Source organism: Pseudomonas abieticivorans (assembly GCF_023509015.1).
Lineage (GTDB): Bacteria > Pseudomonadota > Gammaproteobacteria > Pseudomonadales > Pseudomonadaceae > Aquipseudomonas > Aquipseudomonas abieticivorans.
On record NZ_CP094975.1, the window covers coordinates 2,365,110 to 2,377,404 of the forward strand.

At 61.9% G+C, this 12,295-nt stretch carries 14 protein-coding genes and 1 pseudogene; 8 read left to right on the plus strand and 7 right to left on the minus strand.

The window, feature by feature from the left end; translation table 11 throughout:
- The first annotated feature begins 5 nt into the window (after positions 1-5).
- Positions 6-257, plus strand: coding sequence for a TIGR02647 family protein (locus tag L9B60_RS10595; protein WP_249678439.1), 252 nt, complete (start codon positions 6-8; stop codon positions 255-257).
- A 166-nt stretch (positions 258-423) separates the two neighbouring features.
- Positions 424-3,270 carry a class I adenylate cyclase gene (locus L9B60_RS10600; protein WP_249678440.1) on the plus strand — a complete coding sequence of 949 codons (2,847 nt, stop codon included), beginning with the start codon at positions 424-426 and terminating at the stop codon, positions 3,268-3,270.
- On the opposite strand, the gene rnk is transcribed toward L9B60_RS10600, so the two are convergent.
- From rnk to cyaY, 3 genes are all read right to left on the minus strand, one after another.
- Positions 3,267-3,677, minus strand: a complete 411-nt coding sequence (gene rnk / locus L9B60_RS10605) for a nucleoside diphosphate kinase regulator (protein ID WP_249678441.1) — start codon at positions 3,675-3,677, stop codon at positions 3,267-3,269. The genes L9B60_RS10600 and rnk overlap by 4 nt on opposite strands.
- Positions 3,678-3,831: 154 nt before the next feature.
- Entirely contained in the window at positions 3,832-4,056 is a 225-nt protein-coding gene (locus L9B60_RS10610; protein WP_249678442.1) for a DUF1289 domain-containing protein, read from the minus strand.
- A gap of 2 nt (positions 4,057-4,058) precedes the next feature.
- On the minus strand, positions 4,059-4,385 hold the full coding sequence (cyaY, locus tag L9B60_RS10615; protein ID WP_249678443.1) for an iron donor protein CyaY: 327 nt from the start codon (positions 4,383-4,385) through the stop codon (positions 4,059-4,061).
- A gap of 194 nt (positions 4,386-4,579) precedes the next feature.
- Here cyaY and lptM point away from each other — a divergent pair, with 194 nt between their 5' ends.
- The 6 genes and pseudogenes from lptM to L9B60_RS10645 all read left to right on the plus strand — a co-directional run bounded on the left by lptM (position 4,580) and on the right by L9B60_RS10645 (position 9,162).
- Entirely contained in the window at positions 4,580-4,726 is a 147-nt protein-coding gene (gene lptM / locus L9B60_RS10620; RefSeq protein WP_249678444.1) for an LPS translocon maturation chaperone LptM, read from the plus strand.
- Between the two features lie 9 nt (positions 4,727-4,735).
- A pseudogene (gene lysA / locus L9B60_RS10625) lies at positions 4,736-5,984 on the plus strand (diaminopimelate decarboxylase).
- 4 nt (positions 5,985-5,988) lie between these two features.
- Entirely contained in the window at positions 5,989-6,819 is an 831-nt protein-coding gene (gene dapF / locus L9B60_RS10630) for a diaminopimelate epimerase (RefSeq protein ID WP_249678445.1), read from the plus strand.
- Positions 6,820-6,832: 13 nt separating this feature from the next.
- Complete coding sequence (locus tag L9B60_RS10635) at positions 6,833-7,570, plus strand: DUF484 family protein (protein WP_249678446.1); 738 nt, start codon at positions 6,833-6,835, stop codon at positions 7,568-7,570.
- A 3-nt stretch (positions 7,571-7,573) separates the two neighbouring features.
- On the plus strand, positions 7,574-8,473 hold the full coding sequence (gene xerC / locus L9B60_RS10640) for a tyrosine recombinase XerC (protein WP_249678447.1): 900 nt from the start codon (positions 7,574-7,576) through the stop codon (positions 8,471-8,473).
- On the plus strand, positions 8,470-9,162 hold the full coding sequence (locus L9B60_RS10645) for an HAD family hydrolase (RefSeq protein WP_249678448.1): 693 nt from the start codon (positions 8,470-8,472) through the stop codon (positions 9,160-9,162). Before xerC ends, L9B60_RS10645 begins: the two co-directional genes overlap by 4 nt.
- Before the next feature lie 116 nt (positions 9,163-9,278).
- On the opposite strand, the gene sutA is transcribed toward L9B60_RS10645, so the two are convergent.
- From sutA to glnK, 4 genes are all read right to left on the minus strand, one after another.
- Entirely contained in the window at positions 9,279-9,602 is a 324-nt protein-coding gene (sutA, locus tag L9B60_RS10650; RefSeq protein WP_249678449.1) for a dormancy-specific transcriptional regulator SutA, read from the minus strand.
- A gap of 101 nt (positions 9,603-9,703) precedes the next feature.
- Positions 9,704-10,129, minus strand: a complete 426-nt coding sequence (locus L9B60_RS10655) for a secondary thiamine-phosphate synthase enzyme YjbQ (protein WP_249678450.1) — start codon at positions 10,127-10,129, stop codon at positions 9,704-9,706.
- Positions 10,130-10,341: 212 nt separating this feature from the next.
- On the minus strand, positions 10,342-11,679 hold the full coding sequence (locus L9B60_RS10660; RefSeq protein WP_249678451.1) for an ammonium transporter: 1,338 nt from the start codon (positions 11,677-11,679) through the stop codon (positions 10,342-10,344).
- Positions 11,680-11,712: 33 nt separating this feature from the next.
- The gene (glnK, locus tag L9B60_RS10665) at positions 11,713-12,051 is read right to left on the minus strand and encodes a P-II family nitrogen regulator (protein ID WP_002555808.1); all 339 of its coding nucleotides are present in this window, start codon (positions 12,049-12,051) and stop codon (positions 11,713-11,715) included.
- Positions 12,052-12,295: the final 244 nt, after the last annotated feature.

Sequence of the window (12,295 nt, forward strand, 5' to 3'; positions counted from 1 at the left end):
TACCTATGTCGTATACCCCTGAGCTGGTTGCCGAACTGGAAATCCTTGCACTGTTCAACCTGGACAATAAGCAGGAGGGGCTGAAGATCCACCACACCGCCGCTCCCCAAGCCATTGCCGCCACCCAGCGCCTGTTCGACAAGGCCCTGATTACCCAAGCCGATGGCGGCTACCTGACCAGCCTGGGCTTGCAGGCAGCGGATCATGCCCAATCGCTGCTCACCATACTGACCACCAAGGCTGCCGAAGCCGCCTGAACCCCTTCGCCTCTCAGGCACCAGCGCCCTTATTCACGGGCGCTGTTTGCTGCCTGATATAAATCGCATAAATACGCTCAAATTTCGCTCAAGTGCGCCGATAAAGTGGCTAGAGTCCATCACTTCGCCAATTTAACGGCGCAGTACACGCTACCTCGAGCCCGAAATGACGCGCACCCAAGAGATACGCCCCGACCTGGAACAGGGAATCGACCGTCAGGTTCTCAGCCAGCTGCGTGCGCGCTTTCTTCTGCTCAACCAGGGCCGGATGAACCGCGCCATGGACGGCCTGTCGAGCCGGCAACAAACCGTGGTCAAGTTGTTGCCGCTCTTTTTTCACGTCAACCACCCCTTGCTGCCAGGGTATGTATCGGGGGCGACGCCGGCCGGCGTCTCGCACTACGAGCCGCAAGCTGACACCTTGGCCGAGGCCCTGCGCCTGACGCGCTCATTCAGCTACAAGGCCCGCCACGGCAACCCGCCACGCCCCATCCACGGGCTGTTTTTGATGGGCAGCCTGGGCTCACTGGCGCAGACCGAGCAAAGCGACATGGACGTCTGGGTATGCCATGCACCCGACCTGGGCCAGGATGAACTGGAAGAGTTGCGCCGTAAGTGCCAACTGCTGGAAACCTGGGCGGCCAGCCAGGGCGCCGAAGCACACTTTTTCCTGATCGACCCGCAGCGCTTCGTCAAGGGCGAACGCGACGCCCAACTCAGCTCGGAAGACTGCGGCACCACCCAGCACTACCTGTTGCTGGATGAGTTCTACCGCACTGCGCTGTGGCTGGCCGGGCGCACCCCGCTGTGGTGGCTGGTACCCGTGTACGAGGAGCCGCGCTACGCCGAGTTCACCCACACGCTGATTTCCAAGCGCTTCATTCGTGCAGACGACACCTTGGACCTGGGCAACCTGGCCCACATCCCGCCCGGCGAATACATCGGTGCAGGGCTGTGGCAACTGTTCAAGGGCATTGAGTCACCTTACAAGTCGGTACTCAAGCTGCTGCTGACCGAGGTCTACGCCAGCGAGCACCCCCAGGTGGTGTGCCTGAGCCTGCGTTTCAAGCAATCGGTGTTTGCCAACCGCCTGGACCTCGACGAACTTGACCCGTACATGGTGGTGTACCGCCGCATCGAGGAGTACCTCAAAGCACGTGGCGAAACCGAGCGCCTGGAACTGGTGCGCCGCGCCCTGTACCTGAAGGTGAACAAAAAACTCACCAGCCTGCGCCGGCAACGCAGCCAAAGCTGGCAGCGCAAGCTGCTGGAAACCCTGGCCCGGGAATGGAATTGGGATGAGCGCCAACTGGCCTTGCTCGACAGCCGTAGCCAATGGAAGGTGCGCCAGGTAGGCAGCGAGCGGCGCGCACTGGTCAGCGAACTCAACCACAGCTACCGCTTCCTGACCCAATTTGCCCGCACCGAGCAAACCACCAACCTGGTCAATACCCGCGACCTGAACGTGCTCGGCCGCAGGCTGTACGCAGCCTTCGAGCGCAAGGCCGGAAAAATCGAATTCATCAACCCGGGCATCGCCCCGGACTTGGCCGAAGACACCTTGACCCTGGTGCAGGCGCCCAACCGACGCGAGCCCGGCCAGTTTTACTGGGGCCTGTACAACGGCAGCCTGGGTATCTACGAGTGGGAGCACTTTGCGCCCTTCAAGCGCTGCCGCGAACTGCTCGACCTGCTCGCCTGGAGCCACCGCAATGGGATTATCGACAGCAGCACCCGGCTGGCACTGCACCCGGGCAGCAGTGACCTGAGCGAATCGGAGCTGTTCAACCTGCTTGGCAGCCTGCAGCAAACCGTCGCCCTACCGCTGCCCACGGTGCAGGAAGAGCGCTTGTTGCGCCCCAGCGTGCCCAGCGAGGTATTGCTGCTGATCAACGTGGGCATCGACCCGCTCAAGCACCACCGCGAACTGAACGTACACATGACCACCGAGCGCACCGACTCGCTGAGCTATGCCGGCGTGCGGGAAAACCTGGTGCTGACCCTGGACCAGGTCACGCTCAACAGCTGGAATGAGCTACAAACCCTGCGTTTCGATGGCCCATACGCACTGCTCGAATGCCTGCGCGACTACCTCAACAGCCTGCCAGCGGACCTTGATCCGCCGCGGGTACGGGTGCGCTGCTTCTGTCACAACCGTGCACCAGCCATTGCCCAACGGGTGGAGGCGCTACTGGCCACGGCCCAGCAATTGTTGAAGCAGCGGCTTAATCATCGCTACCTCATCCAGGTGCAGCAGCATTACCACATACTTGAGTTGAGCCCCGGCCAGGTCACCCACGTGGCCCTGGCCACCCTGCCGGCCTTGCTGCTGTACTTGGGCAACGACCTGGCCAGCTACAGCCCGGTGCACCTGGATAGCCACGCCCTACATGGGCACGACTTGGCCGTGGTCCTGCCCCAGGGCCAGCCCGAATGCGTGCAAGTGTTCTATCGCTTGCATGAGGGGCGCGCCGAGCTCTATGTGCTGGATGAACTGAACAGCCTGTGGCACCAACGCCTGCCGCTCCATGACGAACAGAGTCTGTTGATGCCGCTGCAGCGCTTCTTGCAGTCCATCCACTATCGGCGCGCAGCGCTGATGCCGCTGGAAAACCTGGCTGGCGCACCTCTGGAAACCCTGTATTACCAGATCCTGCCCGACGGCCCGGCACGCCCGCGCAGCGTCGAGCCGCGGCTGCCACCACTCACCTCGGTGGACAAGCCGTACTACGACGTTCAAGCAATCATCGGGAAGTCGGCGCCCACCCAGGGGCAAGTCACGCTCTACTGCAACCAGAAGGAATTCAGCGACCTGGAGCACGGCGACCAGTTGTACGCCATGGTCGCCCGGGAAATCCTCGGCCAGCGCCAGGACACCACGCGCTACCGCTGCTACATCACCGACCTGGACTTGTCGGGGTTGCTGGGTGAAGGCCAGCCCTCCACCCACTTGTACCTACGCTACAAGGCCGACCTGGAGCGCTCGATCAATATCGCGCTGGACAGGCTTTAAAGCGCGAAATCACCCGCTGCCTCAGGCTGGTACTCGATGCCCAGCAGGGTCAATTTCAGGTGTTTGCCGCCCGGTGCCGGCCAGTCGATCTGCTCGCCCACCGTCAGCCCGAGCAAGGCGCTGCCTACCGGGGCCAGGATCGATACCCGGCCTTGCGCCCCGGCATCCTGCGGGTACACAAGGGTCAGGTGGTAATCCTTGCCGCTGAGTTCTTCGCGGCAGTGCACTCGCGAATTCATGGTCACAACGCCCGCGGGGACCTCGTCATGGCCAACCACCTCGCCAGCCCGATCAAGCTCGGCCTGCAGGGCCAGCACCCCGGGCGTAGCCTCGTCGAGGCTGTCGATAAGGCGTTCCAGACGCTGCACGTCCAGGCGGGTGAGGATAAGGTTGGGGGCGGTGCTCATGATCCGGGCAAACTCCTTTGTTGTTTTTTCAGGGGCGAGATAAAGCAAAACCCCGCCGGGAAAGGCGGGGTTTCGGGGGCTTCGTCACGCGAAGGGTGCTTGGACACTAGCACAGGAACCGGGGCAAGCTAACCGGCAGATTTGTTACAGAACGTCACTGAGCCGATTGGCGGCGTTGCGCGGCATTCTCGCAAATTTGCCGCCGACGCTGATCGTCGGCCGCACGCCACTCGCGGATGTCTTCGACATGGCGAAAACAGCCCAGGCAGACTTTTTGCTCGTCCAGCCGGCACAGGCTGATGCACGGCGACGGTACGGCCGGGCTGACGTTGCTGTACAGCGGCTTGGGCGGGCGCGGCTTGTCCACGGAAGCGTTCACTGTCAGATCTCTTCGAAGTCCAGCTCGACGCCGGCCTGGTCCTTCGTCGAGCGAAAGAGGATTTCGCCCAGCAGCTCTTCAGACTTCTCGCAGGTCCACTTGCCCGACTCTTCGTCGTAGTCAAAGTGATAGCCGCCGGAACGCGCCGCCAACCACAACTGGCGCAGAGGCTCCTGGCGGCTGATGATCAACTGGCTGCCGTTATCGAACTTGATGGTCATCAAGCCGGAAGAAATTTCGATGTCATCGGCGTGATCTTCGAAAAGCTCTTCCAATGCCTGTTGGGTGGCATCGACCAGATCGTGAAAGCGGGCTTCGGTCAAACTCATGGCGGGAACCTCGAAAAGTGTCTACTCGCATTGCTGCGCGGCAAGATACGAGTACCGCCCGCCGAATGCAAAGAATAACGACCACGCGCCCCTTCGCAACCCCCGCCGCCGGACGGGTGACAGGCTACATAGGCAAGGCGCCGGGTGGCCGGTATACTCGGGCGCAATTAATGCTTACCCATAAGGTTTTCGTCATGAAGCGCCTGATCACTTCCCTTGCTGCGCTTGTCGCGGTTGCTTGCCTGGTCACTGCCTGCGGTCAAAAAGGCCCGCTGTATCTTCCCGATGACAGCAAATCCCCCGATGACCAGGCAAAGACGCAGTCGCACAAGCACTCTTAAGGGATCCTCATGGACGCTTTCAACTACCGGGACGGCGAGCTGTTCGCGGAAGGGGTTGCCCTGTCCGCCGTAGCCGCACGCTTCGGCACGCCGACCTACGTGTACTCGCGCGCTCACATCCAGGCCCAGTACCGTGCCTACGCCGACGCCCTGAGCGGCATGTCGCACCTGGTGTGCTTTGCGGTCAAGGCCAACTCCAACCTGGGCGTGCTGAACGTACTCGCACGCCTGGGCGCAGGCTTTGACATCGTCTCCGGTGGTGAACTGGAGCGGGTGCTGGCAGCCGGCGGCAAAGCCGATCGCATTGTGTTTTCTGGCGTGGGCAAAACCCGCGACGACATGCGCCGCGCCCTGGAAGTGGGCGTGCACTGCTTCAACGTCGAGTCCACCGATGAGCTGGAGCGCCTGCAAGTGGTGGCGGCCGAGATGGGCGTACGCGCGCCCATATCGCTTCGCGTGAACCCGGACGTCGATGCCGGCACCCACCCGTATATCTCCACGGGCCTTAAAGAGAACAAGTTCGGCATCGCCATCAGCGAAGCCGAGGACGTGTATATCCGCGCCGCGCAGTTGCCCAACCTGGAAGTGGTGGGCGTGGATTGCCACATTGGCTCACAGCTGACCAGCCTGGCACCTTTCCTGGATGCCCTGGACCGCTTGCTCGATCTGATCGACCGGCTGGGCGACTGCGGGATCTTCCTGCGCCACCTGGACTTGGGCGGCGGCCTGGGCGTGCGTTACAGCGATGAAGAGCCGCCACTGGCCGCCGACTACATCAAGGCCGTGCGCGAGCGCCTGGGTGATCGCGACCTGGCCCTGGTGTTCGAGCCGGGTCGCTACATCGTCGCCAACGCCGGCGTGCTGCTGACCCGCGTGGAATACCTCAAGCACACCGAGCACAAGGACTTCGCCATCGTCGACGCGGCGATGAACGACCTGATTCGCCCGGCGCTATACCAGGCCTGGATGGACGTGACCGCCGTGCAGCCACGCGAGGGTGCCAGCCGCGCCTACGATGTGGTCGGCCCGATCTGCGAAACCGGTGATTTCCTCGCCAAGGACCGCCAATTGGCCCTTGAAGAGGGTGACCTGCTGGCCGTTCACTCGGCAGGCGCCTATGGTTTCGTTATGAGCTCGAACTACAACACCCGCGGGCGTTGGTGCCGAGATCCTGGTCGACGGTGACACTGCCTTCGAAGTTCGCCGTCGCGAGACGGTGGCCGAGCTGTTTGCTGGCGAAAGCCTGCTGCCGGAGTAAGCCCATGCTGCTGCGTTTTACCAAGATGCACGGGCTGGGCAATGACTTCATGGTTTTGGACCTGGTCAGCCAGCACGCGCACATCCTGCCAAAGCACGCCAAACAGTGGGGCGATCGCCACACCGGTATCGGCTTCGACCAACTGTTGATCGTCGAGGCGCCGAGTAATCCGGACGTGGACTTCCGCTATCGGATCTTCAACTCCGACGGCTCGGAAGTGGAGCAATGCGGTAACGGTGCCCGCTGCTTCGCCCGCTTCGTGCTGGACAAGCGCCTGACGGCCAAAAAACTCATCCGCGTTGAAACCAAGAGCGGCATCATCCAGTTGGATATCCGCAGCGACGGCCAGATCTGCGTCGACATGGGCCCGCCACGCCTGGTGCCTGCCGATATTCCGTTCCAGGCGCCGGCACAAGCCACCAGCTACCCGTTGGAGGTCGACGGCCAGACCGTGCAGGTCGCCGCCGTGTCCATGGGCAACCCCCATGCCGTGCTGCGCGTGGACGATATCAACAATGCCCCCGTGCACCAATTGGGGCCGAAGATCGAACACCACCCGCGCTTCCCGGCGCGGGTAAACGTCGGTTTCCTGCACGTCGTGGATCGCCAGCGCGCACAATTGCGTGTGTGGGAGCGCGGTGCCGGGGAAACCCAGGCTTGCGGTACCGGTGCCTGCGCAGCCGCCGTGGCGGCCATCAGCCAGGGCTGGATGGAATCACCACTGCTGATCGACCTGCCAGGTGGGCGCCTGTCCATCGAGTGGGCCGGCCCCGGCCACCCAGTCATGATGACCGGCCCCGCAGTACGGGTATACGAAGGACAAGTTCGTCTATGAGTGAGTACAGACCATGACCGACCAGCCTCAGGCTCCCGCCAAAAAGCTCAGTGAGCCTACCTCCGACGGCTTGAAGCCAGTACTTGAGGCTGACGCCGTCGCAGAGTTCCTGCACGCCAACCCGGACTATTTCGTGGAGCGCGAAGACCTGCTGCTAAGCCTTCGCCTGCCACACCAACGGGGCGACACCGTGTCGTTGGTAGAGCGGCAGATGAAATTGCTGCGCGACCGCAACATCGAGATGCGCCATCGCCTGTCGCAACTGATGGACGTGGCCCGGGACAATGATCGCCTGTTCGAGAAAACCCGCCGGCTGATCCTCGACGTGCTGGACGCCAGCAGCCTGGAAGAAGTGGTGATTTGCGTCGAAGACAGCTTGCGCCAGGAATTCCAGGTGCCCTTTGTCAGCCTGATCCTGTTCAGCGAGATCGCTACCCCCGTGGGCCGCTGGGTCAGCAGCGGCGACGCCCAGCAAGCCATCGGTGGGCTTTTGTCGAGCGGCAAGACCGTCAGCGGCAACCTGCGTGATCACGAACTGGACTTCCTGTTTGGCGAAGAGCAGCGCAAGCAGGTCGGCTCCACGGCAGTGGTCGCCCTGGTCCATCAAGGCCTGCATGGCGTGCTGGCCATCGGCAGCCGCGACCCGCAGCACTACAAGAGCTCGGTGGGCACGCTGTTCCTCAGCTACATCGCCGAAATACTGGGCCGCGTACTGCCTCGCCATACCAGCGCCCTGCGCTCGGTTCGCTAGCCCATGGAAGCGCACCTGGATGCTTACTGCACGCACTTGCGCAGTGAGCGGCAAGTGTCCGGCCACACCTTGGAAGCTTACCGCCGCGACCTGAACAAGGTGCTCGCGTTCTGCCAGAAAGAGCACCTGGCCACTTGGGCTGCGCTCGACATCCAGCAGTTGCGCCGGCTGGTTGCCCGCCAGCATCAACTCGGCCAATCGGGCCGCAGCCTGGCGCGCCTGCTGTCGGCGGTCCGGGGCTTTTATCGCTACCTCAACCGCGAAGGCATCTGCAGCCACGACCCGGCCAACGGCCTGTCGCCGCCCAAGGGCGAACGGCGCCTGCCCCGCACCCTGGACACCGACCGTGCCCTGCAATTGCTCGATGGCGCGGTGGAAGACGACTTCCTTGCCCATCGCGATCAAGCCATGCTGGAGCTGTTCTATTCCTCGGGCCTGCGCCTGTCCGAACTGACCAGCCTGAACCTTGAACAACTGGACTTGGCCGATGGCCTGGTGCAAGTGCACGGCAAAGGCAGCAAGGTCCGCGTGTTGCCGGTCGGCCGCAAGGCCCGCGAAGCGTTGCAACAGTGGCTGCCCCTGCGCGCCCTGAGCAACCCGCCCGACGACGCCGTATTCGTCAGCCAGCAAGGCCGGCGCCTGGGGCCACGGGCCATCCAGCTAAGGGTCAAGGCTGCTGGCGAGCGCGAGCTGGGGCAAAATCTTCACCCGCACATGTTGCGACACTCATTTGCCAGCCACCTGCTGGAATCGTCCCAGGACCTGCGCGCGGTTCAGGAGATGCTCGGCCACGCCGACATCGCCACCACGCAGATCTACACCCACCTGGACTTCCAGCACCTGGCCACGGTCTACGACAGCGCCCACCCGCGGGCCAAACGCAGCAAGGACAGTGATTCATGAGCATCAAGCTGATCACCTTCGATCTTGACGACACCCTGTGGGACACGGCGCCTGTGATCATCAGCGCCGAGACCGTGTTGCGCGAATGGCTGGCCGAGCATGCACCCAAATTGGGCGGCGTACCGGTGGAGCACCTGTTCGCCATCCGCCAGCGCCTGATAGAGGCAGAACCTGGCTTGAAACATCGCATCAGCGCACTGCGGCGCAAGGTGCTGTTCCATGCCCTGAACGATGCCGGCTACGTCGAGGCGCGCGCGCAGTCCTTGGCCGACCAAAGCTTTGAGGTATTCCTGCACGCCCGGCACCAGATCGAAGTATTCCCGGAGGTCACCCCGACCCTGGAGGCGCTTGCCCAGCGCTACACCCTGGGGGTGATCACCAACGGCAACGCCGACGTACGCCGCCTGGGCCTGGAAGACCATTTCGCAGTGATCCTGTGCGCCGAGGACATTGGCATCGGCAAACCGGATGTGCGCTTGTTCCAGGAAGCCCTGAACCGCGTGCAGATCCCTGCAAGTGCCGCCGTGCATATCGGCGACCACCCCGGCGATGACATCTTTGGCGCGCAGCAGGCCGGTATGCGGGCCGTCTGGTACAACCCGCAGGGCAAGGCATGGGACGCCGAGCATCAGCCGGATGCCGAGATCCAAAGCCTTTCGGAGCTGCCTGGGGTGTTGGCAGCCTGGTAGGCCGCGGCACTTGGTTCGCGGATAAATCCGCGCCTACCGGGGCGCAAACCACAACACAAATCCCAGGCATGAAAAAACCCGCAGCGACGGCGGGCTTTTTCATTTGAATCAGGCAATCAGATAGGGCGGCTGCCGTATTTGTTGTCTGGCTTCTTGGGCGGGTCGGCTACCACGTTCGGCTCGACTTCCTGCACTTTGCCACCGCGCGACAGAAACTCTTCCATCGCCCGGGCAAGGGCATCACGCTCCTTGTTCTTGGCTTCTATGCTCGGCAGTTCGTCGACCGACACCGCTGCCTTGGCCTTGCCTTTGGCAGTGGGCGCGGGAGCATCGCCACCATCGTCGTCCGCAACGTCCTCGGCAGCCACTTCAAGGCTTTCCTCGGTATCGTCCTCGTCGCCTACTTCGAGTTCGTCGTTTTCCAGATCATCGTCGCTCATGTTCTACCTCATGACTTGCGAAAAGCAGATTTATTTTATAGCCCAGCTTCAGCCCTAGTTGAAGGCCGCCAGGAAAAATTCACATCCGCTGACGTCAGCGGCTAAACGCCCTCGCCCTGTAACGTGGCGAGAACCTTGCGCGCACCGCCATGATCGCGGTGCTCGCCTAAATAAACACCTTGCCAGGTACCCATCGCCAACCGACCGTCCGAGACCGGAAGAGTCACTTGGCAGCCTAGCAAACTGGCCTTGAAGTGCGCCGGCAGGTCATCAGCGCCTTCGTCGTTGTGTTCAAAGCCTGCGGCACCCTCGGGCACCATCCGGTTGAAGAAACGTTCGAAGTCACGACGAACCGCAGGGTCGGCATTTTCGTTGATGGTCAACGAGGCCGAGGTATGTTGCAGCCACAAATGTAGCAGGCCGATACGACATGATCGTACTTGCGGCAGACTTTCCAGCAACTCATTGGTTACCAGATGAAACCCCCGGGGCCGGGGCCGCAAGGTAATCAGGGTCTGCTGCCACATACCATTCTCCACACGTTCGGGGCGCATTCTAGCGCGCTCAGGGAAAAAGCAAAGAGGCTTTCAGGCTCTTAATTCTGTAAGCCAATGGCCTTTTTATAACAGGACGCCAGACAACACGGCATAACCGCCACGTAAACCGTTTGCGCCTGTTTGAAATGACAAAGTCCAGACGAAAAAATGCCCGGCGAACCGGGCATTTTTTTTTGCGATGGTTACAGGTTGTAGCCGCGCTCGTTGTGTTGCGCCAGGTCGAGGCCGACGGACTCTTCCTCTTCGTTCACACGCAGGCCCATGACCACGTCCAGCACCTTGAGGATGATGAAGGTGACGATGGCGGTGTAAACCACGGTGAAGGCCACGCCTTTGAACTGAATCCAGACTTGTGCGCCGATATCGGTCACGGTGCCGAAGCCACCGAGCGAGGGGGCAGCGAACACGCCGGTCAGGATGGCGCCCAGGATACCGCCGATGCCGTGCACGCCGAAGGCGTCCAGGGAGTCGTCGTAGCCCATTTTACGTTTCAGGGTGGTTGCGCAGAAGAAGCACACCACGCCTGCAGCCAGGCCGATCACCAGGGAGCCCATCGGGCCCACGGTACCGGCGGCCGGGGTAATGGCAACCAGGCCGGCAACCACACCCGAGGCGATGCCCAAGGCACTTGGCTTACCGTGGGTCAGCCACTCGGCGAACATCCAGCCCAGTGCAGCGGCGGCGGTAGCGATCTGGGTAACCAGCATGGCCATGCCGGCGGTGCCGTTGGCAGCTGCAGCGGAACCTGCGTTGAAGCCGAACCAGCCGACCCACAGCATGGCCGCGCCCATCAAGGTGTAACCCAGGTTGTGCGGGGCCATCGGGGTGGTCGGGAAGCCTTTGCGCTTGCCCAGTACCAGGCATGCGACCAGGCCAGCCACACCAGCGTTGATGTGCACCACGGTGCCACCAGCGAAGTCCAGCACGCCCCAGTCACCGAGCAGCGAACCCGGGCCGCTCCAGACCATGTGCGCGATTGGCGCGTACACCAGGGTGAACCAGATGCCCATGAACACCAGCATGGCGGAGAATTTCATCCGCTCTGCGAAGGCACCGACGATCAGCGCCGGGGTGATGATGGCGAAGGTCATCTGGAAGGTAACGAACACCGCCTCGGGGAACAGCGCCGCAGGGCCTGTGATGCTCGCCGGGGTGATACCCGCGAGGAACGCCTTGGCCAGGCTGCCCACGAAGGAGTTGTAGTTGACGACGCCAGCTTCCATACCCGTGGTATCGAAGGCCAGGCTGTAGCCGTAGAGGATCCAGAGAATGCTGATCAAGCCGGTGATTGCGAAACACTGCATCATCACCGACAGCACGTTCTTGGAACGGACCATGCCGCCGTAGAACAGCGCCAGGCCAGGAATAGTCATGAACAGCACGAGGGCCGTCGAGGTCAACATCCAGGACGTATCGCCGGCGTTGAGGACGGGGGCCGGAACCGGGTCAGCCGCCAGGGCCAGACCGGGTAAAGCGAGGGACAACAGGGCTCCTAGCCCTGCGAATTGACGCAGAGTCATATTGTTTTCTCCTGGGGCGTTGGGTTTGGCGGCTTAAATCGCGTCGGTATCGGTTTCGCCGGTACGGATGCGAATCGCCTGTTCCAGATTGACCACGAAAATCTTGCCATCACCGATCTTGCCGGTGTTGGCGGCTTTGGTGATTGCCTCGATAACCCGGTCCAGATCCTTGTCGTCGATGGCGACGTCAATCTTTACCTTGGGCAGGAAATCAACCACGTACTCCGCGCCGCGGTACAGCTCGGTGTGGCCCTTCTGCCGCCCGAAGCCTTTGACTTCAGTAACGGTAATGCCCTGCACGCCGATTTCAGACAGCGACTCGCGTACGTCGTCCAACTTGAACGGCTTGATGATGGCAGTGACTAGCTTCATGAAACTCTCTCCCGAATTGGTGGACTTGCCCCAGGAAAACAAACCCGACTCAAGTCTAAGCGCAGTGTCTGGCTTTGTAACGCGTCGTCGATCTTGCATCCCCTGATCGACACCAGAAACCACTCCTGACGAAACACTTCCCTTTCAGCCTGCGCACTGCATTCGTCACCAGTGACTGCATCAGTGCATGGGTCAGTAGTGTCTAAGCAGAAAGCTTGCCATGTCGTCGCAACCCAACAATTTC

Coding starts and splice junctions, on each gene's coding strand:
- L9B60_RS10595 (WP_249678439.1), top strand. CDS start 6: ATGTCGTATACCCCTGAGCTGGTTGCCGAACTGGAAATCCTTGCACTG.
- L9B60_RS10600 (WP_249678440.1), top strand. CDS start 424: ATGACGCGCACCCAAGAGATACGCCCCGACCTGGAACAGGGAATCGAC.
- rnk (WP_249678441.1), bottom strand. CDS start 3,677: ATGAGCACCGCCCCCAACCTTATCCTCACCCGCCTGGACGTGCAGCGT.
- cyaY (WP_249678443.1), bottom strand. CDS start 4,385: ATGAGTTTGACCGAAGCCCGCTTTCACGATCTGGTCGATGCCACCCAA.
- lptM (WP_249678444.1), top strand. CDS start 4,580: ATGAAGCGCCTGATCACTTCCCTTGCTGCGCTTGTCGCGGTTGCTTGC.
- dapF (WP_249678445.1), top strand. CDS start 5,989: ATGCTGCTGCGTTTTACCAAGATGCACGGGCTGGGCAATGACTTCATG.
- L9B60_RS10635 (WP_249678446.1), top strand. CDS start 6,833: ATGACCGACCAGCCTCAGGCTCCCGCCAAAAAGCTCAGTGAGCCTACC.
- xerC (WP_249678447.1), top strand. CDS start 7,574: ATGGAAGCGCACCTGGATGCTTACTGCACGCACTTGCGCAGTGAGCGG.
- L9B60_RS10645 (WP_249678448.1), top strand. CDS start 8,470: ATGAGCATCAAGCTGATCACCTTCGATCTTGACGACACCCTGTGGGAC.
- sutA (WP_249678449.1), bottom strand. CDS start 9,602: ATGAGCGACGATGATCTGGAAAACGACGAACTCGAAGTAGGCGACGAG.
- L9B60_RS10655 (WP_249678450.1), bottom strand. CDS start 10,129: ATGTGGCAGCAGACCCTGATTACCTTGCGGCCCCGGCCCCGGGGGTTT.
- L9B60_RS10660 (WP_249678451.1), bottom strand. CDS start 11,679: ATGACTCTGCGTCAATTCGCAGGGCTAGGAGCCCTGTTGTCCCTCGCT.
- glnK (WP_002555808.1), bottom strand. CDS start 12,051: ATGAAGCTAGTCACTGCCATCATCAAGCCGTTCAAGTTGGACGACGTA.